The organism is Alkalicoccus halolimnae (assembly GCF_008014775.2).
GTDB lineage: Bacteria > Bacillota > Bacilli > Bacillales > Salisediminibacteriaceae > Alkalicoccus > Alkalicoccus halolimnae.
The window spans coordinates 2083203-2107491 of record NZ_CP144914.1 but is presented as its reverse complement, the minus strand read 5'-3'; the positions used below and the strand labels follow the sequence as shown (position 1 = coordinate 2107491).

The following is a 24289-nucleotide window of genomic DNA, read 5'->3' as shown; positions in this document are numbered from 1 at the left end:
TGCTTATTTTCAACAGTAGATTAATATTTCGGGAACCGATATATTATAAGAACTGTCTGATATTTAGGAAGGGGTCATTTATATGGAAATATTTAAGAAGCTTAAACATTTTTACTGGCCTTTTAAAGCTTATTTTTTCTGGTCCATTGTACTGCTTCTTGCTGTTACCGGGTTTACCGTAGCTTACCCGGTAATATTAAAAATAACTATTGATTCGGTCATACTGGATCAAAATTATGGTTGGATTCCCTACGTAGCGGGGGGCTTTTTCCTTATTACTATGCTGAAAGGGATAGCCGTTTATTTTCATCAGTATCTGGGAGATCTTTTTGGTATTCGTGCCGTATTTGAACTCCGCAATGCCCTGTATGAAAAACTTCAGTACCTTCCTTTCCGCTATTACGATAATGCCCGCACCGGAGATTTAATGTCAAGGTTGACTGCCGATGTCGAAGGGTTCCGGTTTTTTCTCTCTTTCGGATTCGCTCAGCTGATAAATTTATTTATGCTCGTTACGCTGAGCATGGGAATTATGTTTTACTACAGTCCTTCACTGGCATTTGTGACGCTTGGGGCCATGCCTTTTCTTATTGTTACTGTTTATCAGTTTGATAAAAAGGTGCATCCTGCATTTAAAGATATCCGCAGGTCATTTGCCGGGATGACTACAAAAGTACAGGAAAATATCAGCGGCATGACTACGGTGAAATCACTTTCAAAAGAAGATTTTGAAATGGGCCGCTTTGGTGAAAAAAATACAGATTATAAAGATAAATATATCTATACATCCAATATTTGGTCTAAGTACTTTCCTTTTATGGAACTAATAGGTCATATCTGTGTAGTCGTGCTGCTTGGATATGGAGGCTATCTTGTTATTAACGGGGAAATCCAGCCCGGGGTGCTTGTTGCTTTCTTCAGTTTAATCTGGTTTATTATCAATCCGTTGATGAATTTAGGTTTTATAGTAAATACTTTTTCTCAGGCCAAAGCTTCCGGAGAAAGACTGCTGGAAGTATTAGAAGAGCCGGAAGATATTCAGGACAAACCTGGAGCTGTGGAAAAAGACCGCCTCAATGGACATGTTTCATTTAATAACGTAAGTCACCGCTATTCCGAGGAGGAAGAGCCCGCTCTTCAGAACATTTCGTTTGAAGCCGCTCCTGGTAAAACAATCGGCCTTATTGGTGCGACAGGTTCCGGTAAAACTTCGATTACTCAGCTGATCACCCGTTTTTACGAACCGGACAGTGGAAGCCTGATGGTGGATGGAAGATCAATTACGGATTATACGTTAAAAACGATTCGTAAGAATACAGGAGTTGTACTCCAGGAGTCATTTCTCTTTTCTTCTACAGTTAAAGATAACATTTCCTATGGCAGACCGGAGGCCTCTATGGAACGGATCATCGATGCTTCGAAACGTGCCGATGCCCATGATTTCATTATGCAGCTTCCGGATGGTTATGACACTGTGCTTGGGGAAAGGGGAGGCGGCTTATCCGGAGGACAAAAACAAAGAATCGCTATTGCAAGAGCGATCTGTGTGGATCCGAGCATTCTTATTCTTGATGATGCCACCAGTGCTGTGGATATGGAGACAGAGGCTAAAATTCAGGCTGCCTTTCGGGAGGTTATGCAGGGGCGGACAACCTTTATTATTGCCCACCGCATATCCTCCCTTCTCCACGCAGATGAGATCCTCGTTCTAAATGAGGGCAGGATTGTAGAGAAGGGAAATCATTACGAACTGCTGAACATGGAAAACGGGCATTACCGGCGGATTTATGAGCTTCAGTATAAGGACAAAAATCAATTTCTGCTTGAAGCACGCTGAAAAGGGGGGAAAAAAATGAAAGAAAATAAGGAAGAAGAAAGAACGCTGCGGCGTTTCAAATACTCGAATGATGAAGCGATTGAAAAACCGTTCAACTGGGCCCAGATGGCAAGGCTGTTTGCTTATATGAAACCTTATGCAAAATCAATTCTCCCTGTAGCCGTATTAGGAATGCTGTTATCCACGGCTGTGAGACTTCTTGCACCTGTACTGATTGGAAGCTACGCTCTCGACCACATTATCGAATACGGCGATATGAACTTTCTGATGATTATGGTTCTCGTCATAGCTGGCATGTATGTCGTTTCCTGGATAGGAAACCTGCTCCGCATTCGTTTTATGAACAAGCTGGGGCAGTACATTATATTTGATCTGAGGACAGCTTTGTTTAACCATATACAAAAACTTTCTCACCGGTTTTTCGATCAGCGGTCAGCAGGATCCATTCTAGTCCGCATCACAAATGATGTAAACAGCCTTCAGGATTTATTTACAAATGGAGTTATCAATCTGCTGATGGACTTAATCATGCTGATTGGTATTGTCGCCCTTCTGTTTTATATTAGTCCCGAGCTGACGCTTGCTATTATGATCGTTCTGCCTCTCATGTTTTTTATTTCTACAAAACTGCGCCGAAGTATCCGGCGTTCCTGGCAGGATGTTCGTCTTAAGCAGTCGATGCTTAACTCCCACCTGAATGAAAGTATTCAGGGAATACGCGTCACCCAGTCCTATACACAGGAAAAATCGAATATCGGTTTTTTCAACAAAATTAACGGGCAGAATTTTGAGTCATGGAGGCATGCTACGAAAAAGAGTGCGATGTTTCGTCCGTTTGTGGAAATGAGTGGAGCTGTTGGGACCGCGGTTCTGCTTTGGTACGGGGTCGTGCTCATTCAACAAGGATCCCTTACCATTGGCGAGTTTTTCACATTTTCTCTTTTTCTGGGGATGTTCTGGGAACCGATATCCAGACTGGGGCAGGTGTATAATCAGCTTCTAGTCGGGATGGCATCTTCCGAACGTATCTTTGAGTTTCTTGATGAACTCCCATCTGTTCCCGAAAAGAAAAATGCAGTTACGATGGGAAAAGTTCAGGGACATATACAGTTCGATAGTGTAGAGTTTGCTTATGACGAAAAAAGAAAAGCGTTAACCAATATTAACCTCGAAATGAAAGCAGGGCAGACCGTGGCCTTAGTAGGGCATACCGGCAGCGGAAAAACGACGATTGTAAATATGATAAGCCGTTTTTATGATCCGACCGGGGGAAGGGTTCTCCTTGATGGTGAAGATCTTCGCAATATTAAACTGGACAGTCTCCGAAAACAGGTAGGTATTGTTCTTCAGGATACCTTTATTTTTTCAGGAACCATCATGGATAATATCCGCTTCGGTCGTCCGGATGCAACGGATGGAGAGTGCCGGGAAGCAGCAAGAACAGTAGGGGCGGACCGGTTCATTAAGAATCTGGCCGACGGTTACGAAACGGAAGTGGAAGAGCGCGGGAATATCCTCTCGGTAGGAGAAAGGCAGCTGATTTCATTTGCCCGGGCGCTGCTGGCCGATCCGCAGATATTAATACTGGATGAAGCAACAGCTTCTATCGATACAGAAACGGAGCAGCTGATTCAAAAAGCTCTGGCAAGGCTTCTAGAAGGAAGAACTGCTGTTATGATTGCACACCGTCTTTCTACTATCCGTGAAGCAGACAATATTTTTGTTCTCGAAAACGGAGAAATTCTCGAGCAGGGAAATCATGACGAATTAATCAGGCAGAGGGGCGAGTATTACGAATTGGTTAAATCACAGTTTAAAGCGCTGGAAACAGGATAATAAATAACGACTCATCATAAGAGCTGCGGATGAAGCGCGGTCTCTGCTGGAAATGAAATCTTAATCAAAAAGGTAGAAGTTCACCTGCTGAACACAGGCTGCTTCTACCTTTTCAACGTCTTTTTATTGAATCTCAGGCAATTCTTCTATTGGCCATAAAAACCAGAGCAGCGTTTCAATGATGGGAAAGAGGATGCCCTGATGATTTATAAAACGTTTGAATAAAAACTCGGCTGTAACAGTTGAATTTAAATTTAAAGCTGTGTTGAATTTTGCTCCTCTTACGCATATAAAGGGGGGCCTTCCTGCTTTTTATCATTTAAAGTCTGCTTCTTCTTTTTAAAAGCCGCAGTAACAGGCCTAAGTAGTTCGAGGTATTTAATTAATTTTAGATTTATTGGTACATATAGTTTAATATCACCAAGTCTGCTTAAGAGCCAATTTTGTACTTGATATATGTAGAAAACTCCGCTTCGGCCTGCCGTGCAGGAGCTTTCCAGCTTTTTCATTCAGGATAGGAGGGAAATCGGTACTTCTTTTAATGGACCATCGGTAAATGCCTGAAAAAGACCTTTTGTTTTCAAGGCTTCTTTCGTTATTTCCTTGTAAGGAAGAATGAAATCAAGCGGTTCTTCCAGAGGAGAAGGAGTCATAATCAATTCGCTGATATTCTTCCATGAAGCAGTTATATCTTTACCCATAGTGAAAGGAAAAGCGTCAGAATTCTGAAAGCCATCTTTATTATTCCGGTACACTTTTTCTGTTCCCGGCTCGTTCATGCATACATACAGAGAGAGGCTGTCACACAGCTGAAGAAGATGTAAATGAGCTTTTAAAGCTTCCTCGTTTTCACGGTGAAATAATTGCAGGGAAGATTTCAGATGCTTCTGCCTCCTTGTTTCATTTTGAAGAAAATGCTGCTCATTTTCATTGCGGCCTCCAATTAGTGAACAGTAGTGAAGACTGTGGAGCAGCGCCGCGTATTTATTCTCTGACTGCACTATGTCAATTCCATGTTTATAGTGTACGAGTTTAACAGCAACCGGGAAATCAATAAAAGAGTAAGGTTTTTGTTTCTGATCATTGTAAAAAGGAGCACTGTCAAGCTCTCTCCAGGCTCTATCATGGTGGTGAACGGCCGTAACGACATCATTGATTTTATAATCAGCAGGAATATATTTATCCTTCCACCCTTCAGCTATTCTTCCTGATAATTGAGCATGATCTTCCTGTTTGATCACTATAAAACTGTTCTGTCTTTCGCGGATAATCATAAATGGTTCCTCCTTAAGTCTAACTCCTCCAAGCAAAACTTCCTTTTCAAAGGGCGCATAGTTTCTTTTCTGGGAAAAGTTTAGAAGTGAATTAATTTCAAAATTGATTTATAGATAGATGTGAAAGTTTCATTAATGACTGTCTCAGATAAATAAACGAATATTTAAAGAAATTCATTGCCTGCTGTGCTTCCCTGCGCATGACCGTAGTGAAAGAGGGCATTCCCCGGAGAATAAAGCGCCGGCTGAAGTTCAAATTCAGCGTAGTTTTTTGGGGCAGCCCTACGAGAAAACATCTGTCTGATTCATTTATACAGAAGGAGCTTCTATTATGAAATTCATTTAAGCTGCTGCAGGTCTCTTTTGCAGAAATAAGAAAATGATTTGTATTGGTTTTCAGGTAACGAAGGAGTGAGAGATGTTTTACTGATTCTTCACGTAAAAGTCAGTTAGAATATCAGGAAGAATTTTGCTACACTGATTGAGAGTGAAAAATCTGATCAAGTAAAGGAAGATACTATGTCTACTCAAACAGCCAGGCTGCTTATACTTGCAGCTGCCATGCTTATTCCAATCGTCATATATATTGTGCTTCAGTACTTTTTTAATGTGCCCTGGTGGATTCTGCCGATCATGTTTTTAATTGTTATTCTGGCTAATACCAGTGTAACAGGAAGTGTAAAAAGATCAGATAATAAAAAAGATCCGGAGGAATAATTCCCGATTCCTGGTGCTCTGAAAGAACATCGTTAACAGGTTCTGCAGTCCGATCCGGAGAGAATTATTATTAAGTAGAAAAGCAGCCATCCATTAACTGGAAGGCTGCTTTTTAAAGTTTTCCTTTAATTTTTCCACGAGGCGCTCATCTGGAGTGACATAAACGGTTGTTTGTTTGTCGTAAGTTACGTAGCCGGGTTTTGCACCATTCGGTTTTTTTACATGGCGGATCAGCGTATAATCCACCGGTACATTACCGGACATGCGGCTTTTACTAAAGTAGGCAGCAAGATTAGCCGCTTCAAGTATCGCTGCTTCATCCGGTTCAGTGCTGCGGATTAGTACATGCGACCCCGGGATATCTTTTGTATGCAGCCACGTATCATCCTGACGGGACACACGGGTCGTTAAATACTCGTTCTGCTTATTATTTTTACCAACGTATAATTCAATTCCGCTTGAAGAGAGGTAGCGGTCAAGCATTGGTTTAGTCTGTTTCTTTTTCTTCTTTCTTCCGACTTTCTTTTTCAAATAGCCGCCCTGGACAAGTTCTTCCCTGATATCTTCAATATCTTCAGTGGAAGCAAGTTCCATCTGCTGCATTAAACGGTCAAAGTAGTCCATTTCGATTTTTGCATCTTTAATTTCTTTACGAACAAACTTCACTGAGTTTTTAAGCTTATGGTACTTTTTAAAATACTGCTGGGCGTTAGCAGAAGCAGATTTCTGAGGATTAAGAGGGATGATGATCTTCCCCTGATTTTCGTCATAGTAATCAACTGCCTGAACTTCTTTCTGGCCTGGTTTCACGAGATGCATGTGTGCTGTTAGCAGTTCTCCATATTTTTGCTGTTCGGCCGCTTTATCCGCATCTTTTAGAGTGTTCTCAAGCTTTTTAATTTTTTTCTTATTTTTATCATATTCATTTTTCAAAAGCCGCTCCAGATCATATGCCCGCTGTTTTACCCGGTCTCTTTCCGCTTTGTTAGTAAAATATCCGTCCAGCAGATCGTGAACCGTCTCAAAAGTACGAATTTCTCCACTCTTATAGTGTAAAGGAATTACGGAAAAGCTTTCACTGTTTTCTTCAGCAATCATTTGAGGGAAATAATTGTGGTTTTTCACCGGCTCCATTACTTCCGTGAAAGCTTTGTAAAGACTGTCGCTGTTAAGAAATCCGCTTCTATATAAAATCTCTTTAATAACCTGGGGAGACAGGCCGCTGAAGGTGTTTAAAAGTTGTTTATCCATTTTTCCTTCGTTAAAGTCTACTGCTTTAAGCAGTTCTTCTTTTTCTGTTTCAAGAGGATTCTTTTTGTCCATGTGAGGCGGATTGTAATAGGGCTGCCCCGGGAGCACGGTTCGGAACTGGGAAAGTGAAGGCGGGATATGCTTCATGCTCTCGAGAATTACGTTATTTTCAGCATCCAGAAAGATCAGGTTGCTGTGCCGGCCCATTAATTCCAGTATTAATTTTTTGTAGGAAACATCTCCCAGTTCATTTCGTCCTTTAAAAGATATCGTAACCACTCTTTCAAGGCCGGTCTGTTTAACCGATTCCACTACCGCACCTTCGAGATGTTTGCGGAGTACCATGCAAAATAGCGGCGGTTCCTGAGGGTTTTGAAATTTAACATCTGTCAGGTGAAAACGGGCGAAATTAGGGTTCACTGACAGAAAAAGCGGATAATTTTTTCTGTTTGCACGTATCGTCATGACGAGGTCTGTAGCGTAGGGCTGATGTATTTTTACTACTCTCCCAGTCTTAAGTTTATTTTGTATATCATGTGTTACCGCCCGGGTAACTATTCCATCAAAAGCCATTAATTTTTCCTCCTTCATTGCTTCCTGTCTGCCTAGTATAACAGAGGAAAAGCCGATATTACGAAGAGAGATTGCTCCTCAGGCTTGTTGTCTTGATCAATATTGGTTAGAATAGGGAAGTGGATGTGATAGTTATGGTTAGAAGTATGACAGGATTCGGCCGGTCAGAGCAGAAAATTAGCAGCGGTCGTGTGACAGTCGAAATTAAAGCCGTTAATCACCGATTTTGTGAAATCAGTGTTAAACTTCCGGGCTGCTGGAGTGCATTGGAAGAAGCGGTGCGTAAATGGAGCAGAGAAAATATATTCCGGGGCAAAATAGAAGTTTTTGTTCATTTTCAGCCTTTCGAAAAAGATGTTAAAAAGGTACATATTAACTGGGATCTGCTCCGGGAATATCAGGAAAAGTTTGAAGAGATGAAAAATATAACCGGTTCCAAAGAAGATTTTCCTGCGTCTTCCATGCTTCAAAACGAAGGAATTGTCCATGTGGAAGAAGAAAATACTGATCTAGAACGCATACGGTCGGAAATCCATCCTTGTGTAATGGAAGCATCTCAAAATTTCCTGCTGATGAGAGAAGAAGAAGGAAGACTGCTTAAACAGGAGCTTCAGACACGTATGGTCCAGCTTTTGAAATTGAAATCAAATATTGAAAAAGCCGGTCCGGAAATAAAGGCAGCTTTTTATAACAAACTGCGTCAGCGTGTAGAGGAATTTTTATCAGGAACGGAGATAGAAGAATCCCGTTTGTTGACAGAAGTTGCTGTGCACGCGGAAAAAGTGGATATCCAGGAAGAGCTGTCCAGAACGGCAAGCCATGCGAAGCAGTTTTTGGATACGCTCGAAAGAGAAGGGGCAGTCGGCCGAAAACTGGATTTTATTGTTCAGGAACTGAACAGGGAAGTGAATACGATCGGTTCGAAGGCGAATGCAGCTTCATTAAGCGCCCTGGTGATTGAAATGAAAGATGAACTGGAAAAAATAAAAGAGCAGGTACAAAATATTGAATGACTTAAAAGGAGACTTTACAGTGGATATTAAACTGATCAACATTGGCTTTGGAAATATTGTTTCCGCCAATCGTATTATTTCAATTGTAAGTCCGGAATCCGCTCCAATTAAACGGATTATTTCGGACGCACGTGACCGGAACATGCTTGTTGATGCAACTTATGGAAGAAGAACACGAGCGGTTATTATCGCCGACAGCGATCATGTTATTCTTTCAGCCGTTCAGCCGGAAACGGTGGCTCAACGGGTTATTACCAGTAAAGAGGAAGCATCAGAAGAATAAAATACTGATCGTGACGGTTAAAGATTGTTCATGATATACTGATAGAATACTGAATTAAGTGGAGGGTACGAATGAAGCGAGAAAAAGGACTGCTTATCGTCCTTTCCGGTCCTTCTGGAGTGGGGAAAGGTACTGTTTGCGGAGCATTAAGAGAACATGATACAGATATTAAATATTCTGTCTCTGCAACAACCCGCAGTCCGCGGGCAGGAGAAGTAGACGGAGTAAATTATTTCTTTAAAACAAAAGAAGAATTTGAACGAATGATCCGTGAAGGCGAAATGCTTGAACACGCGCATTATGTGAGTAATTATTACGGGACCCCTCGTGCGTATGTGGAAGAAATGATCGACATGGGGTACGATGTAATTCTGGAGATTGAAGTTCAGGGAGCCCTGCAGGTAAAAGAAACTTTTCCGGAAGGCGTATTTATTTTTCTTATGCCGCCAAGCCTTAATGAACTTCGCAGCAGGATTGAAGGACGGGGGACGGAAACAGAAGACCTTATCAACAGCAGAATGACGGTTGCAAAAGAAGAAATTGATTTAATGGATAAATACGATTACGTCGTGGAAAATGACGAAGTTGAACTTGCGGTAGAACGAATCAAATCTATTGTTACCGCAGAAAACTGCAGAAAAGACCGATTGATTCATCAATACAAACAGTTAGCTGAGGAGTGATTAGTACGATGCTTCAACCATCGATCGATTCATTACAAACAAAAATTAACTCGAAGTATACACTTGTGACAGTTTCTGCACAACGTGCACGGCAGCTTCGTGAACATCCGGAAAAGTTCAACCATCCTGAAGGAGCAAAATCGGTAAATTATGTCGGTATGGCTCTTGAAGAGATTGAGGCAGAGCAGCTGTCATTTGAACTAAACGAAGATGACGTAAAGGAAACGATCTGAGCTTCAGATCGTTTTTCTTTTGTTTAGTTTCGCAGTAACGAGTGTTATTTTGAGGATGTCAGCAGCTCTCGATCCATTCGCAAAGGAAGTCACCTGCTTTCCTTTCCTGACTTGGATTTCAATGAGAACGGCCCTGCGCCCCTCCTACGGAAACGAAAGCCGCTGTTTACAGAAGTTGTAACTAAAAAAGATGTTCACATGTAAGATATGCTTTTTTTCAAGGCAGGATTTATTTAATATGAGGAATATAAATCAATTTAAGTCGGAGGGAACCGGTATGGAACGTAAAAAAAGAGTGTTGCTCGCTGTTTCTGGAGGAATTGCTGCATTTAAAGCCGCCGCACTAACTTCAAAGCTTGCACAGGCGGATTATGAAGTCAAAGTAATGATGACACCCCATGCCCAGAAATTTATAACACCGCTTACATTTCAGGCGCTGGGAAGGAATAACGTCTATACAGATACATTTTATGAACCGGATCCTCACGGTATAGCCCATATTGATGTTGCTGACTGGGCGGATGTTATTTTTATTGCTCCAGCAACAGCGAATGTTATCGGCAAACTTGCGAACGGAATAGCTGATGATATGGTTACAACGACCCTTCTCGCAGCTACGGCTCCTGTTTATATAGCACCTGCTATGAATGTTCATATGTACACTCATCCTTCGGTGAAAAGAAATATGAAAACACTTGAAGAAGATGGATTTCATTTTGTTGAACCTGATGAAGGCTACCTTGCATGTGGTTATACAGGAAAGGGCAGAATGGCAGAACCGGAAGATCTTATGTCAATGATTGACCATTTCTTCATAAAAAAAGCCAACCCGGCATGGCACGGAATCAAAGTTGTTGTAACTGCTGGTCCAACGCAGGAGGATATCGACCCGGTCCGCTTTTTATCAAACAGGTCTTCGGGAAAAATGGGCTTTGCTATTGCAGCAGAAGCTGCGGCCCGTGGGGCAGACGTAACGCTGATAGCCGGGCCGGTTGCTCTGGCAACACCACATGGCGTGAAAAGAGTTGATATAAAGACAGCTGAAGAAATGTTTGATGCAGTAATGCGTTCGAAAAAGCACGCTGACATAATTATTAAAGCGGCGGCTGTATCAGATTACCGTCCGGCCGAAACATATGCTCATAAAGTAAAAAAATCAACTAATCCTGCTTCGATTCCTATGGAACGGACGAAAGATATACTCGAAGAACTGGGCAGAGAAAAGGGAAAGCAGATTTTAATAGGTTTTGCTGCTGAATCAAATGATATTGAGCAGTATGCAAAAGAAAAGCTCAGGAAGAAAAATGCGGATATAATTTGTGCTAATTCCATTACTACCGAGGGCCAGGGATTTCAAAGTGATCAAAACGCCCTGCACTTGTTTTTCAAGGATGGCAGAGATCAGGAAATAAAGCTCACCTCAAAAAAACAGGCATCCAAAGAACTTCTGGATGCAGTCACTTCCCTGATTGGAGGAAAAAAATGATTGCCAATGTAATAGTGGACGTTCCTTCTCAGGCAGTAGACCGGATATTTGATTATTCTGTACCCGATGAGTTTGCAGAAACAATCACCCGTGGATGCCGCGTACATGTTCCTTTTGCAAACCGCCCGGTCCAGGGTTTCGTCATCGGACTCACCGATCAATCGGATATTCCGGTATCAAAGCTGAAGCCTATACAGGAACAAATAGATTTAATACCACCGCTGACCGAAGAACTGCTGCAGCTGGCTGAAAAAATAAAAACCGAGACACTGTCTCTTCATGTAGCCGTATTAAAAGCTATGCTGCCCCAGGCGATGCGGGCTAAATATCAGAAGAACCTGCATCTGCAGACAGCTCCTGAAACACTGGAGGCTGTCCTGCAGCCTTTTTTTAAAGAAAGCAGTGTTATGGCCAACTGGGATGAGTGGAGAAAAGAGGCAGACGAAGAAGAAAAGAAAGCAGCTGCGAGAGCGATACGTAAGGGACAGCTTTCGGTGGAACCGGTTGTCTCCACAAAAGACGCGGCTAAAAAAAGACTGGTTTTTGGACTTGCCGTAAAAAATGAGAAGGCGAGAGAAGAGGCAGAAACTCTGAAAATAAAAGCTCCTAAGCAGGCTGCAGTACTTTTCTATTTAGCAGATCAGGACAAAGACAGCCTTTATACTGTTCAGGAATTGGAGACTTACGGTTCCAAAGCAGCACTGGAAACACTCGTAAAAAAAGACTTGTTACATAAACAACAGGCAGTAGTCAAAAGAGATCCTTATGAAGGCAGGGAATTTACGGCAACTGGTAACCTGGATCTGCTTCCGGAACAGGATGTGGTATTAAAAGAAATTATAGATTGCATGGAGTCGGAGCAGCAAAGAACGTTTTTGCTGCGCGGAGTTACCGGAAGCGGAAAAACAGAAATCTATCTTCAGGCAATTGAACGCACCCTCGAGGAAAAGAAAGAGGCCATTGTTCTCGTTCCGGAAATTTCTCTTACACCTCAGATGGTCAACCGTTTTAAAGCAAGATTCGGCTCCCGCGTTGCGGTGATGCACAGTGCTCTTTCCAAAGGTGAGAAGTACGATGAGTGGAAGAAGATAAGAGATGGAGAAGTGGATGTCGTCGTAGGGGCACGTTCCGCTATTTTTGCTCCATTCAACAATCTTGGAATTATCATTATAGACGAAGAGCACGAAGCGAGCTATAAGCAGGAAGAAGCACCACGCTACCACGCCCGGTCTGTAGCGATTATGAGGGCCGAAAGCTATGCCTGCCCGGTTATACTTGGAAGTGCGACCCCTTCACTTGAAAGCTATGCAAGAGCTAGTAAAGGAGTATATCGTTTATTGACGATGGAGAACAGAGTAAACGATGCAGCCATGCCTGCTGTCACTCTTGTTGATATGAGGGACGAACTGCGTCAGGGGAACCGTTCCATGTTTTCGGATGATCTGCTTGAAAGAATTGAAGCAAGACGCCTGAAAGGAGAACAGACTGTTTTACTTCTGAACAGGCGGGGATATTCCACTTTTATTATGTGCCGTGACTGCGGTTATGTTCCCCAGTGTCCGCACTGCGATATTTCCCTTACATATCACCGGACGAGTCAGGCTCTTCAGTGTCACTACTGCGGGTACTCTGAAACGCTGCCAGTCAGATGTCCCGAATGCGACAGTGATCAAATCCGCTTTTTTGGAACAGGCACTCAGAAAGTAGAGGAAGAGCTGAGAAAACAGCTTCAGGATATTCGCATTATTCGTATGGATGTAGATACAACAAGAAAAAAGGGCTCCCATGAAAAGCTGTTAACTGAATTTGGCAATGGCGGAGCGGATATACTGCTTGGTACTCAGATGATAGCCAAGGGGCTGGATTTCCCCAATATTACTCTAGTAGGGGTTCTGGCAGCGGATTCCATGCTTCACCTGCCTGATTTCCGGGCTTCAGAAAGAACCTTTCAACTGCTCACGCAGGTTGCAGGCCGGGCAGGAAGACATAAAAAAACCGGCGAAGTGCTCGTACAGACTTATTCGCCGAATCATTACAGTATTACCGAGGTTAAACAGCATGATTATCTTTCTTTTTATGAAAAAGAAATGCAGATCAGAAAAATGGGAGGCTATCCTCCGTTTTATTACATTGCGATGATTCAAATTAGTCATCCCGAGCTTCAGAAGGTTGTGGAAGTAACTGAAAAAATGAGCAGTTTTCTTCGCTCTTCGCTTTCAGAAACGACAAAAATTTTCGGCCCGGTCGCTTCTCCCATTCCCCGTATTAAAGATAGATATCGCTATCAATGCATGATAAAATACAAAGTTGAACCGAAGCTTACGGAAGTGCTTCATGACTTAATGAGCTCCTTCCAATCTGATATAGCAAGAAACGATGTACAAATAATAATCGATACCAATCCATATATGATGATGTAGGAAACAGGAGAGGATGGACAGTATGAATATTGTATTTATGGGCACACCTGATTTTGCGGTTCCAATCCTGGAAGCCATTTTGGAAGAAGGGCATCACGTTTCACTGGCAGTAACCCAACCGGACCGTCCAAAAGGAAGAAAAAAAACGTTGACTCCACCGCCTGTGAAGGCAGCTGCCGAAAAACATAATCTCCCTGTCTTTCAACCTGAAAAAATCAAAAACGATTATCTGCCGGTGATAGAAGCCAGGCCTGATCTGATCGTCACCGCTGCATTTGGACAAATTCTTCCAGATGAAGTGCTCGAACTTCCTGAATACGGAGCGATTAATGTACACGCGTCGCTTCTTCCTAAATACCGAGGAGGAGCACCGATACATCAGGCAGTAATCGACGGGGAACCGGAAACCGGGATAACTATTATGTACATGGTGCAAAAGCTGGATGCAGGAGATATGCTGATGAAGCGGGCGCTTCCAATTACAGAGAAAGATACGACCGGAACAATGCATGATAAGTTAAGCCTGCTTGGGGCACAGATGATTAAAGAAATTCTGCCGCTCATAAAAGAAGGCAGCGTCTACCCTGAAAAACAAAATGTTGAAGAAGTCAGTTTTGCCCCGAACATTACGAAAGAAATGGAACTGATTAATTGGGAACAGTCTGCTGTGAAAATCAGCAATCTCATCCGTGGTTTAAACCCCTGGCCGGTAGCTTATACGACTTTTGCCGGCATCCGTTTTAAAATATGGGAGGCGGAACCCCTCGAGCAGAACACTGATGCGGCACCGGGCACTGTCGTAAAAGCTGAAGGGAAAGAACTGCACGTTGCCTGCGGGAATGGCAGCATACTCGCATTACTCCGTGTTCAGCCTTCAGGAAAAAAACCGATGGATATTGCCACATTCAGAAACAGTGCAGGGAAAGAACTCGTAAATGGGGCGGTGCTTGGTAGTAATGAGTAAATCAAATGTTAGAGAAGCAGCTCTTGATGCGCTGATCAAAATTAAAAAAAATCAGGCTTACAGTAACCTTCTGCTGAACGAAATAATTAATAAAAAAAATTTAAACGAAAAAGACGTGCCTTTATTCACTCAAATAGTCTATGGGTCAATCCAGTATCAGCGCAAACTGGACTATTATCTGGAGAAGTTCAGCAAAAAACCACTTAACAAACTGGAAGACTGGGTACTGGTGCTGCTTCGGCTCAGCATCTATCAGCTGGCATTTCTGGACAGAGTCCCGGATCACGCTATTTTAAATGAAGCAGTTACTATTGCTAAAAAACGAGGGCACAAAGGGATTTCTGGGATGGTAAATGGAATCCTGAGAAGCTATCTTCGTGAAGGCCCCCCTGATGTTCACGACATTAAAGATCCAGTTATTAAACTTGCTGTGCAGACATCCCACCCTGACTGGATGATAGCCAGATGGGTAAAACATTACGGAATGGAAACGGCTCAGGCCATTGCCGAAGCAAATAATATACCTCCTGTCACTTCTGTCAGAATCAATCTTCTCAAGAACAGCAGGGAAGAGATTTTAGAGGAAATGGAAAAGGAAGGTTTCGAAGTGGAACTGAGTCCACTTCTTGCTGAAGCACTTCGCATAAAGAAAGGTAATGCCGCGGATTCAGCAGCCTTTCAGCAGGGGAGGATAAGTATTCAGGATGAAGGGTCAATGCTCGTCGCCCGGGCTCTTGCTCCAGAACCAGGGGATAAAATTCTGGATGCCTGCGCAGCTCCGGGAGGAAAGACAGCCCACATTGCAGAACTGATGAATAACCAGGGGTCTGTAGTAAGTGTGGATATTCATGACCATAAAGTGAATCTCATTAACGATCAGGCAGAACGCCTGGATTTAGAAATTATTTCCGCTTTAAAAGGAGACGCACGTAATCTTCAGGGATTTGATGCGGAATCTTTCGACAAAATTTTAGTAGACGCTCCATGCTCCGGTTTAGGAGTGATTCAGCGGAAACCGGATATGAAATGGACTAAGAATGAAGCTGATGTTACAAGACTGGCTGAAATTCAATCCGAAATAATTGATAATGTCTGGTTTTTACTCAAGCCGGGCGGGAGGCTTATATACAGCACCTGTACTATCGACCGGGAAGAAAACGAATCGCAGGTTGAAAAATTTTTAAAAGCTGAACCTGATGCAATGAGTGATAATTCCCTTATCGAAAAAATGCCTGAGACAATAAGAAAAGGTATCTCTTCCACCTCATCGCTCCAGCTTCTGCCTGGGAAGTATGGAACGGACGGCTTCTATATAGCATCGATCTGCAAGGTGAAAACATAATTGGAAAGGAGGGCCTGTTTTGAAGCATAGTTATGGAACAGACGTGGGAAGAGTAAGGAGTCTTAATGAAGACTCTGCAGCTGTTGTAAGTGGTGTAGACAATCAGATACTGGCGGTCGTGGCCGACGGTATGGGAGGGCATCAGGCTGGAGACACAGCCAGCCGGCTTGCCTGTGAGGCTGTAGTGCAGAACTTTGAAAAAATGACGCTTGAAATGAAGCAGCAGGAAGCAGCCCGGTGGTTTACGGAAACTGCTGAAGAAGCGAACAGGCTCCTTTTTAATACACAAAAATCCGACCGTGCCTACAGTGGAATGGGCACCACACTTACAGCAGCTGTTTGTGATGAAAATTTTGTAGCTTTTGTCAACGTGGGAGATTCAAGACTATATCATATTTCAGAAGATAAGATAAATCAGATATCAGAGGATCACTCACTCGTGGAAGAGCTGGTAAGACAGGGACAGCTGACGAAATCAGAAGCGGAAGTCCACCCTAAAAAGAATATTCTCACCCGGGCTTTAGGTACTGAAAGAAATGTAGACTGTGATACGGGCATCTTCCATTGGTCAACAGGGGACATAGTGCTGCTCTGTACGGATGGGCTGACAAACAAACTGAGTGATAAAGAAATTCTGGAGACCATAATGGGACAGGAGCAGCTGGAAGCAGCCCCCCGTGCTTTAATAGAGCGTGCGAACGAACGCGGAGGCGAAGATAATATTACCGCAGCGGTCGTCCTGCTTGAGGACGTGAAACCGTCATGAAGGGAAAAAGAATTAATGAACGCTACAAACTCATCCGCCCTGTAGGCGGTGGAGGTATGGCCGATGTTTACCTTGCCAAGGATTTAATACTCGACAGACTGGTAGCGGTAAAAATACTTAAACCTCATTTTTCTGAAGACGACGAATTTATCCGCAGGTTTCACAGGGAAGCGGAATCAGCAGCAAGTTTATCACATGAACATATCGTCTCCATTTACGATGTAGGGGAAGAAAACGGCCTTTATTACATCGTAATGGAATATGTGGAAGGTCAGACATTGAAGGAATATATACAAACACACGGTCCTCTGCGTGTGGAAGAGACAGTGCGAATTTTAAAACAGATGACGGAAGCTGTCAGACATGCACATGAAAATCAAATCATTCACCGCGATGTAAAACCCCAGAATATTTTAATGAGTATTAATGGAACTGCAAAAGTAACGGATTTTGGTATTGCGCGTGCTATCAGTGAAGCGACAATTACGCACACGAACTCTGTACTCGGGTCGGTTCACTACCTGTCTCCTGAGCAGGCAAGAGGGGGAAGAGTCACATATAAATCAGATCTCTATGCTCTCGGCATAATCGCATACGAAATGCTGACAGGCCATGTGCCATTTTCAGGGGACACTGCTGTAGCCATTGCCCTGAAACATCTTCAGGATCCGCTTCCTTCTCTTAGAGAAATCGTCCCGGATGTTCCTCGAAGCATCGATAATATGGTTGCCAGGCTGACTGCAAAAGATCCTGATAACCGCTTTGATTCTGCAGAGGAACTGCTTATTGACCTGCAGACTGTTCTTTATGCGGAGCGGGAAAATGAGGCACCGGTACAATTCAATGAAGACGAGGAAAAAACAAAAGGCATACCTGTTATCGGTCCAGAAATAGAAGCGGGAGAAGATACGATGGCTCCTCCTGTAAAAGGGGAGGAACGTGGACGCGAGGGAAGAAAGAAAGGCCCCTCACGTTCTGTCATCTGGGGAGTATTAGCTTCTATCTTAGTGCTAGGAGCATTATTAATAGCTATTGCTATACTGCCCCGTCTATTACAGGTGGATGAAGTAACAGTTCCTGATGTAAATGGCCTTCCAGCGGAAGAGGCAGCTTCTGAACTGGAAGATCTGGATCTGGAAGTAAGTGAGGAATACCGGGAGGATGAAGAACTAGCTTCCGATCAGGTAATTGCTGTAAGACCGGAAGCAGGCACGAACGTAAAAGTAGGTTCTTCTGTAACATTAGTAATCAGCTCCTCCGACCAGGAAGCAGGTATGATAAATGTCTTAGGTTTAACTCAGGCAGAGGCAGAAGAAGCGCTTTCTGAATATGGATCTGTTAACATAACATTGCAGGAATCAGAAGAAGAACCAGATGATACAGTAGTTTCTCAGGCCCCCGAACCGGGAACTGATCTTATACCTGCCGATACAGACGTAGAACTTACAATAAGCGAGCGGCCTGTTTTTACTATGAGTAACCTTTACGGAATGTCCAGGGAGGAAGTCGAGACCTCCTTATCAGATGAATCATATGTGGAGCTTTCCTTTGAAGAGGAATACCATCCAGTTATGGAAGAAGGTTCCGTCTTTGCCCAGGAACCATCGCGAGGGACTGAAATTACTCAGAATACAACCGTGGAAGTAACGTTATCCAGAGGACCGGCCCCGGAAGAAACGGCTGCAGAGAATGAACAGGACGGGGCGTCTGAGGAGGTGCCGGATAGTAATGCACAAAATGAGGGAGAGGCATCTGAAGAGGAAGAAATGGTTTCTGCTATGGTCCCCTTTGCCGTGGAAGTTCCGGAAAGATCCGGGGAGGAACGACCCGTATATGATATTCAAATCCTTGTCATAGATGCTGAAAACAGTACAGCAGAAGAAATGATTAATGAAGAAATAACGGAATCTACCGAGTTTCAGGTTCCTATGTCCGTAAATCAGGGAGACACAGCTCAGCTTCTTCTTTATGTAAATGGAAATGAATTTTCGGAGTCGCCGTATGATTACACGTATGAAGAAGTGGAAAGACACGAATAATCGGAGGTGCTTATGCCCAGAGGCAGAATTGTAAAAGCTCTCAGCGGATTTTACTATGTCGAGAGTGAGGAAGAGTTATATCAGTGCCGCGGGAGGGGGAACTTCCGAAACCGCAGTATAACTCCGCTTGTAGGAGACTGGGTGGAGTTTGATGCAGAAAATAAAACGGATGGATATGTGATGTCGATAGAAGAACGTTCCAACGAGCTTGTGCGTCCCCCCATAGCTAATGTGGATCAGGCGGTACTCGTCTTTTCGGTTAAAGAACCCGAATTCAGCACTTATCTTCTTGACAAGCTTCTCGTTCATACTGAATCCAATGGGATAAGCGCAGTTATTTGTTTAACTAAAACGGACCTTGGGTTAGAAGATAAAACATTAGATAAAATACAGGAATATGAAAAAATCGGTTATGAAGTTATATATACAACCAAAGATAATAAAAGCCCGGTGGAAAAACTGCTGCCGGTTCTTGAAAATAAAGTATCTGTATTTGCCGGTCAGTCTGGTGTTGGCAAGTCCAGCCTGCTTAACGTGATCGACCCAGGATTAAATATCGAAACCGATATTATATCCAAAAGCCTGGGACGAGGAAAACATACCACCAGACACGTTGAACTCGTTAAACTGACTGGAGGCGGATATGTGGCCGACACCCCGGGATTCAGTTCTCTTGATTTCCGCGGTATCTCTTCCGGGATATTGTCCCATTTTTATCCTGAAATGGCCGCGTTGATAAATGACTGTAAGTACCGGGGCTGCACTCATATAAATGAGCCGAAATGTGCCGTAAAAAAAGCTGTCGATGATGGATCGATTGCGGAATTCCGCTACGAAAGCTACACTCAGTTTTATCAGGAAATTCAATCTCAGAAACGGAGGTATTAAATATATGACAATTAAAATTGCCCCTTCCATCTTATCGGCCGACTTCGCTGATCTTGGCAGCGAAGTGAAGGAAGCTGCTGAGGGAGGTGCGGATTATATTCATATTGATGTGATGGACGGCCATTTTGTTCCAAATATAACAATCGGGCCATTAATTGTGAAGGCTGTCCGGCCTCATACAAATTTACCGCTTGATGTCCACTTGATGATTGAAAATCCGGAAAATTTTATTAATGATTTTGCTGAAGCGGGGGCCGATATTATCAGCGTACATGCTGAAGCATGTCCTCATCTTCACAGGACCATTCAATTAATAAAAAAAGCAGGAGTTAAGGCGGGCGTGGTGATTAATCCTGCTACCCCTGTCAGTGCGATTGAATCCATCATTGAAGATGTAGATCTCGTCTTACTAATGACGGTCAATCCCGGTTTTGGAGGGCAGAGTTTTATAACAAGTGTTCTCCCTAAAATTCGTGAAGTCCGCAGTTTGGCAGGGCCGGATAAAGATGTAGAAGTAGATGGAGGAGTAAATGAAGAGACTGCTGCTTTATGTATTGAAGCGGGAGCAAATGTTCTTGTAGCAGGTTCCGCTGTCTTTGGTAAAGAAAATCGGGCACAGGCTATTGAAAAAATACGCGGAGAACATGTAAAATTTTAATTAAAGATTCCTGGGCATTATCAATAAATTTCCAGGATAATTGTTTTAATTGCATACCACGAGGGGAGTCCTGAGCAGGGCTGAGAGGAAACCAGCATTTCGACCCTTAGAACCTGTAAGTTCATGCTTACGCAGGGATGTGGAGTAGAAGACGGTTGAAAAAGCAGCTGCCTGCTCGGCAGCTGCTTTTTATACTTTCTGCTTCCCCCTCACATTTCAGAGGAGGAATTTATATGAACAGATTGAAACTGGTTGTCATGATGGAAATCGCACTAATGACCGGTCTGGCAGTTATTTTGGACTTTTTAACACTTTTTCGGATGCCTTATGGAGGATCCGTTACTCTGTCGATGCTTCCTATTATTGTAATTTCCTATAGGCGGGGGGTTAAAGCAGGTGTAACGACAGGGGTCCTGTTCGGATTGGCAAATTTAATGTTCGGACCATATATCGTTCACTGGATTCAGGCTTTGCTTGAGTATCCGGTCGCTTTTGCAGCAGCAGGGCTTGCAGGACTTTTTTCATTTACAAGAAAAACGTCTGTTAAAAAGACATTTTTATATCTGAGTGCAGGTATCGCTGTGGCAGTTGGTCTTCGATTTATTGCTCATTTTGTATCAGGAATAGTCTGGTTTGGAGAGTTTGCTCCCGAAGGTGTTCCGGTTGCTTTATACTCTTTCCTCTACAATTTAAGTTATTTAGGACCAACTTTTATACTGCTTTTATTAATTATGTTTCTATTTGCCCGTTCAGGTCGTCAGCTGCTGCACCCTGAGGCAGGATAGAGGAGGATTTAAGTGATTTATATCGTATACGCAGGCGGCCCTGACTTTCTCATTCCTCATCCATCAGAGCTTATAAAAAAGTATGGTATGGAAATAAGGTGGATTGGGGTCGACCGGGGGGCTTATGCTCTTATGAAAGAAAATATTGGTATGGAAAAAGCTTTAGGAGATTTTGATTCTGTTAATGACGAGGAACTGGTTGAGCTTCACCGCTACTCGGATAATATAGAGCATTATCCGGCAGATAAAAATGAAACAGATCTGGAGCTGGCCTTGAAGTATGCTAACGAAAGTGAACCGGAAAAAATTATTATTGTAGGCGGAACAGGGGGAAGAATGGATCATTTCCTAATGGCTGTCCATCTTATGGAAAAAAGCAGCGCTCCTGTCTGGATTGAAGATCATTCAAACCGGATTAGAGTCCTCCATCAGGGAGAGCATTTATTTGAAAATGCAGATTTCCCTTATGTGTCCTTTCTTCCATGCACTGAAAAGGTGAAAAAACTTTCACTGAAAGGATTTAAATACAACCTCTCCAACGAAACGCTTTATAAAAGTTCCAGTTTGTGTATCAGCAATGAATGGAATGGAGGGCAGGCTTCTGTATCTTTCAGTGAAGGCGGACTCCTGATGATAGAAACCAGAGACTGAAGTTTCTGATTTTCTTTGCGGAGTCTGTTACGAGAACTTATAAAAGTACCCCTCATTTTAAATGAACGATAAAAAAAGCTGATCTCCTGCGTACAGGAAATCAGCTTTTTTATTATACGCGCTGGACTTTGCCAGATTTAAGAGCTCGCGCAGAAACGTAAACACGCTGCGGCTTGCCGTCCAACATGATTCGAACTTTTTGAACGTTTGCACCCCATTTGCGCTTGCTAGCGTTTAGAGCGTGAGATCGATTATTTCCAGTAGATGGTCCTCTGCCTGTAATAACACAACGTCGTGCCATTCGTATCCCTCCTTCTTCCAATCAGCGTAACTCATACTTGAATATTGTAGCATCACCTATTTTTAATTTCAAGAGCTAAATTAAAGGGAAAAGCCTTTACAGTACATATCGCTTTATTTTCAGGGGTATGCTATTCTCAAAGTCGAATGTAAGCGTCAGCTTTTAAATTAATGCTGGTTGTAGTAAAATAACGATAGCCTTTCAGTAAAAAACCGCAGAGGAGGCCATTGGCACATGACAATAGAAATGAATACTAAATACGGGAATATTGATGTTTCGCGGGAAGTAGTAGCGGTTATCGCTGGAGGAGCGGCTGTAGACTGCTACGGAATAGTAGGGATGGCTTCTCAAAAACATCTCAAAGATGGCTTGACCGACCTGCTGGGTAAAGAAAATTTAGCCAGAGGTGTAGTTATAAGAGAGGAAAATGATGAAATTCATATCGACATGTACATTATTGTAAGCTATGGTACGAAGATTTCTGAAGTAGCTTACAATGTTCAGCAGAAAGTAAAGTATCAGCTTGAACAGATGCTTGGACTGAAAGTGAATTCAGCGAATATTTTTATTTCAGGAGTGCGGGTAACTAATTAGTAATGCTAGGAGGAACACATGTGGCTCTAACCAATATTGACGGGGAGAAGTTTGCACAGATGCTCTCAGAAGGGGCAGCAAACTTATCCAATAACTCTCAAAAAATTGATGCATTAAACGTTTTTCCTGTACCGGATGGAGATACAGGAACAAACATGAACTTAACAATGACTTCAGGCGTGAAAGAAGTACAGGGGAGTAAGCCTGTCCATGCAGGAAAAGTGGCATCACTTTTTGCCAAGGGCCTCCTTATGGGTGCAAGAGGAAACTCTGGAGTAATTCTTTCCCAGCTTTTTAGAGGTTTCTCTAAAGAAGTAGAAAAAAAAGATAGTCTGCAGGTGAGAGACATTGCACAAGCATTGCAGAATGGAGTGGAAACAGCTTACAAAGCCGTCATGAAACCGGTTGAAGGTACTATTCTTACAGTGGCTAAGGATGCAGCCTCTGCAGCGGCAAAAGAAGCAGAACAGGAAACAGATTGTGTGAAATTCATGGAAACTGTTCTGAAGGAAGCTAATGCGTCCCTCGAAAGAACTCCTGATCTTCTCCCTGTCCTGAAAGAAGTTGGCGTAGTGGATTCCGGCGGACAGGGACTTGTGACAATCTATGAAGGATTTGCGGCTGTTTTAAAAGGCGAAAAAATTGCTGAACATTCAGATATGCAGACTCCTTCCCTGGAAGAACTGGTTAAGTTTGAACACCACCAGTCTGCCCAGAGCCATATGGCCACCGAAGATATTGAATTCGGATACTGCACGGAAGTAATGGTGAAATTCGAAAAAGAAAAACTTGAACATTCTCCATATAATGAAGAGGAATTCAGGAATAACCTGAACAGTTTTGGTGATTCTCTCCTCGTTGTATCGGACGAAGACCTGTTGAAAATACATATTCACGCTGAGCATCCGGGAAATATTATTAATGAGGCTCAAAAATTCGGATCGCTGGTGAATATCAAAGTGGAGAATATGAGAGAACAGCATTCCACGCTTTTAGAAGATGAAAAGGAGCATCAGGCTTCAAGCAGCCCGGAAAGCGGCTTTGCTGTGATTACTGTTGGTATGGGCAGCGGCATAGCTGAATTGTTTAAAGGTCTTGGAGTTAAGAAAGTGATCGAAGGCGGTCAGACGATGAATCCGTCGACTGAGGATTTTGTTAAAGCGATAAATGAGGTGAATGCAGAAAAAATCATTCTGCTGCCAAATAACAGCAACATTATTATGGCTGCTGAGCAGGCAGGGAAAGTGGCAGAAGCTGAAGTAAGAGTGGTGCCCTCCAAGAGTGTTCCCCAGGGACTGGCGGCGATGCTTGCCTTCAACGAAGAACAATCATTGAAAGACAATGCTGATGGGATGAAAGACGCGCTTCAGTTCGTCAAAACGGGAGAAGTTACGTATGCAGTCCGGGACACGAGCTTTAACGGAGTTTCTATTAAAAAAGGCGATTTTATGGGAATTTCCGAAAAAAATATTGTTTCAAATGGTGAAGATGTTCAGAGAGTAGCAGAAGGACTAATTGATCATCTCGTAGACGATGGCAGCGAAATCGTTACAATTATTTACGGGGAAGAAAGAACAGAGGAGCAGGCCATGGAGATTTCCAATTATATTGAAGGGAAATTTACGGAAGTGGAAGTGGAAGTACACGTCGGCAATCAGCCGCTTTATTCTTATATTCTATCTGTTGAATAAGAAG

Annotated in this window: 22 protein-coding genes and 1 riboswitch; of the genes, 19 read left to right on the top strand and 3 right to left on the bottom strand. The window is 43.0% G+C overall.

Annotated elements, in window-relative coordinates; translation table 11 throughout:
- The first annotated feature begins 82 nt into the window (after positions 1-82).
- A complete protein-coding gene (locus FTX54_RS09600) occupies positions 83-1837 on the top strand; it encodes an ABC transporter ATP-binding protein (protein ID WP_147802378.1) in 1755 nt (584 codons plus the stop codon).
- 15 nt (positions 1838-1852) lie between these two features.
- A complete protein-coding gene (locus FTX54_RS09595; RefSeq protein ID WP_147802377.1) occupies positions 1853-3673 on the top strand; it encodes an ABC transporter ATP-binding protein in 1821 nt (606 codons plus the stop codon).
- Positions 3674-4182: 509 nt separating this feature from the next.
- Here FTX54_RS09595 and FTX54_RS09590 read toward each other — a convergent pair.
- On the bottom strand, positions 4183-4947 hold the full coding sequence (locus FTX54_RS09590) for a DUF3891 family protein (protein ID WP_147802376.1): 765 nt from the start codon (positions 4945-4947) through the stop codon (positions 4183-4185).
- 519 nt (positions 4948-5466) lie between these two features.
- Between FTX54_RS09590 and FTX54_RS09585 the strand changes: the two genes are divergently transcribed.
- Positions 5467-5664 (top strand): hypothetical protein, encoded by a 198-nt coding sequence (locus FTX54_RS09585; RefSeq protein WP_147802375.1) that lies wholly within the window; start codon positions 5467-5469, stop codon positions 5662-5664.
- A gap of 93 nt (positions 5665-5757) precedes the next feature.
- Here the strand turns inward: FTX54_RS09585 and FTX54_RS09580 are convergent, their stop codons facing one another.
- A complete protein-coding gene (locus FTX54_RS09580) occupies positions 5758-7488 on the bottom strand; it encodes an Rqc2 family fibronectin-binding protein (RefSeq protein ID WP_147802374.1) in 1731 nt (576 codons plus the stop codon).
- A 134-nt stretch (positions 7489-7622) separates the two neighbouring features.
- On the opposite strand from FTX54_RS09580, the gene FTX54_RS09575 reads away from it, so the two are divergent.
- The 14 genes from FTX54_RS09575 (at position 7623) to FTX54_RS09510 (ending at position 21699) form a co-directional block, all read left to right on the top strand.
- Positions 7623-8501 (top strand): YicC/YloC family endoribonuclease, encoded by an 879-nt coding sequence (locus FTX54_RS09575; protein ID WP_147802373.1) that lies wholly within the window; start codon positions 7623-7625, stop codon positions 8499-8501.
- Between the two features lie 19 nt (positions 8502-8520).
- Positions 8521-8784, top strand: coding sequence for an extracellular matrix/biofilm regulator RemA (gene remA, locus FTX54_RS09570; protein ID WP_147802505.1), 264 nt, complete (start codon positions 8521-8523; stop codon positions 8782-8784).
- A 71-nt stretch (positions 8785-8855) separates the two neighbouring features.
- Positions 8856-9467 carry a guanylate kinase gene (gmk, locus tag FTX54_RS09565; protein ID WP_147802372.1) on the top strand — a complete coding sequence of 204 codons (612 nt, stop codon included), beginning with the start codon at positions 8856-8858 and terminating at the stop codon, positions 9465-9467.
- An 8-nt stretch (positions 9468-9475) separates the two neighbouring features.
- Positions 9476-9700 carry a DNA-directed RNA polymerase subunit omega gene (gene rpoZ / locus FTX54_RS09560; RefSeq protein ID WP_147802371.1) on the top strand — a complete coding sequence of 75 codons (225 nt, stop codon included), beginning with the start codon at positions 9476-9478 and terminating at the stop codon, positions 9698-9700.
- Between the two features lie 277 nt (positions 9701-9977).
- Positions 9978-11186, top strand: coding sequence for a bifunctional phosphopantothenoylcysteine decarboxylase/phosphopantothenate--cysteine ligase CoaBC (gene coaBC / locus FTX54_RS09555; protein WP_147802370.1), 1209 nt, complete (start codon positions 9978-9980; stop codon positions 11184-11186).
- Positions 11183-13606, top strand: a complete 2424-nt coding sequence (gene priA, locus FTX54_RS09550; RefSeq protein WP_147802369.1) for a primosomal protein N' — start codon at positions 11183-11185, stop codon at positions 13604-13606. The genes coaBC and priA overlap by 4 nt, the downstream gene beginning before the upstream one ends.
- Positions 13607-13628: 22 nt before the next feature.
- A complete protein-coding gene (gene fmt / locus FTX54_RS09545) occupies positions 13629-14570 on the top strand; it encodes a methionyl-tRNA formyltransferase (protein WP_147802368.1) in 942 nt (313 codons plus the stop codon).
- Positions 14563-15912, top strand: a complete 1350-nt coding sequence (rsmB, locus tag FTX54_RS09540) for a 16S rRNA (cytosine(967)-C(5))-methyltransferase RsmB (protein WP_147802367.1) — start codon at positions 14563-14565, stop codon at positions 15910-15912. The genes fmt and rsmB overlap by 8 nt, the downstream gene beginning before the upstream one ends.
- A gap of 19 nt (positions 15913-15931) precedes the next feature.
- Positions 15932-16678: a Stp1/IreP family PP2C-type Ser/Thr phosphatase gene (locus FTX54_RS09535; protein WP_147802366.1), complete on the top strand. Its 747-nt coding sequence runs from the start codon at positions 15932-15934 to the stop codon at positions 16676-16678.
- Entirely contained in the window at positions 16675-18717 is a 2043-nt protein-coding gene (gene pknB, locus FTX54_RS09530) for a Stk1 family PASTA domain-containing Ser/Thr kinase (protein WP_147802365.1), read from the top strand. The genes FTX54_RS09535 and pknB overlap by 4 nt, the downstream gene beginning before the upstream one ends.
- A gap of 12 nt (positions 18718-18729) precedes the next feature.
- Positions 18730-19605 (top strand): ribosome small subunit-dependent GTPase A, encoded by an 876-nt coding sequence (rsgA, locus tag FTX54_RS09525; protein WP_147802364.1) that lies wholly within the window; start codon positions 18730-18732, stop codon positions 19603-19605.
- A 4-nt stretch (positions 19606-19609) separates the two neighbouring features.
- Positions 19610-20263 carry a ribulose-phosphate 3-epimerase gene (gene rpe / locus FTX54_RS09520; protein ID WP_147802363.1) on the top strand — a complete coding sequence of 218 codons (654 nt, stop codon included), beginning with the start codon at positions 19610-19612 and terminating at the stop codon, positions 20261-20263.
- A 51-nt stretch (positions 20264-20314) separates the two neighbouring features.
- A riboswitch (TPP riboswitch) is annotated at positions 20315-20418 on the top strand.
- Positions 20419-20496: 78 nt separating this feature from the next.
- Positions 20497-21048, top strand: coding sequence for an energy-coupled thiamine transporter ThiT (thiT, locus tag FTX54_RS09515; RefSeq protein ID WP_246125539.1), 552 nt, complete (start codon positions 20497-20499; stop codon positions 21046-21048).
- Positions 21049-21060: 12 nt separating this feature from the next.
- On the top strand, positions 21061-21699 hold the full coding sequence (locus FTX54_RS09510; protein ID WP_147802361.1) for a thiamine diphosphokinase: 639 nt from the start codon (positions 21061-21063) through the stop codon (positions 21697-21699).
- 112 nt (positions 21700-21811) lie between these two features.
- Here the strand turns inward: FTX54_RS09510 and rpmB are convergent, their stop codons facing one another.
- The gene (rpmB, locus tag FTX54_RS09505) at positions 21812-22000 is read right to left on the bottom strand and encodes a 50S ribosomal protein L28 (protein ID WP_147802360.1); all 189 of its coding nucleotides are present in this window, start codon (positions 21998-22000) and stop codon (positions 21812-21814) included.
- 234 nt (positions 22001-22234) lie between these two features.
- Between rpmB and FTX54_RS09500 the strand changes: the two genes are divergently transcribed.
- Together FTX54_RS09500 and FTX54_RS09495 are read left to right on the top strand one after the other, a co-directional pair.
- Entirely contained in the window at positions 22235-22594 is a 360-nt protein-coding gene (locus tag FTX54_RS09500; RefSeq protein WP_147802359.1) for an Asp23/Gls24 family envelope stress response protein, read from the top strand.
- A gap of 20 nt (positions 22595-22614) precedes the next feature.
- On the top strand, positions 22615-24285 hold the full coding sequence (locus FTX54_RS09495) for a DAK2 domain-containing protein (protein ID WP_147802358.1): 1671 nt from the start codon (positions 22615-22617) through the stop codon (positions 24283-24285).
- Positions 24286-24289: the final 4 nt, after the last annotated feature.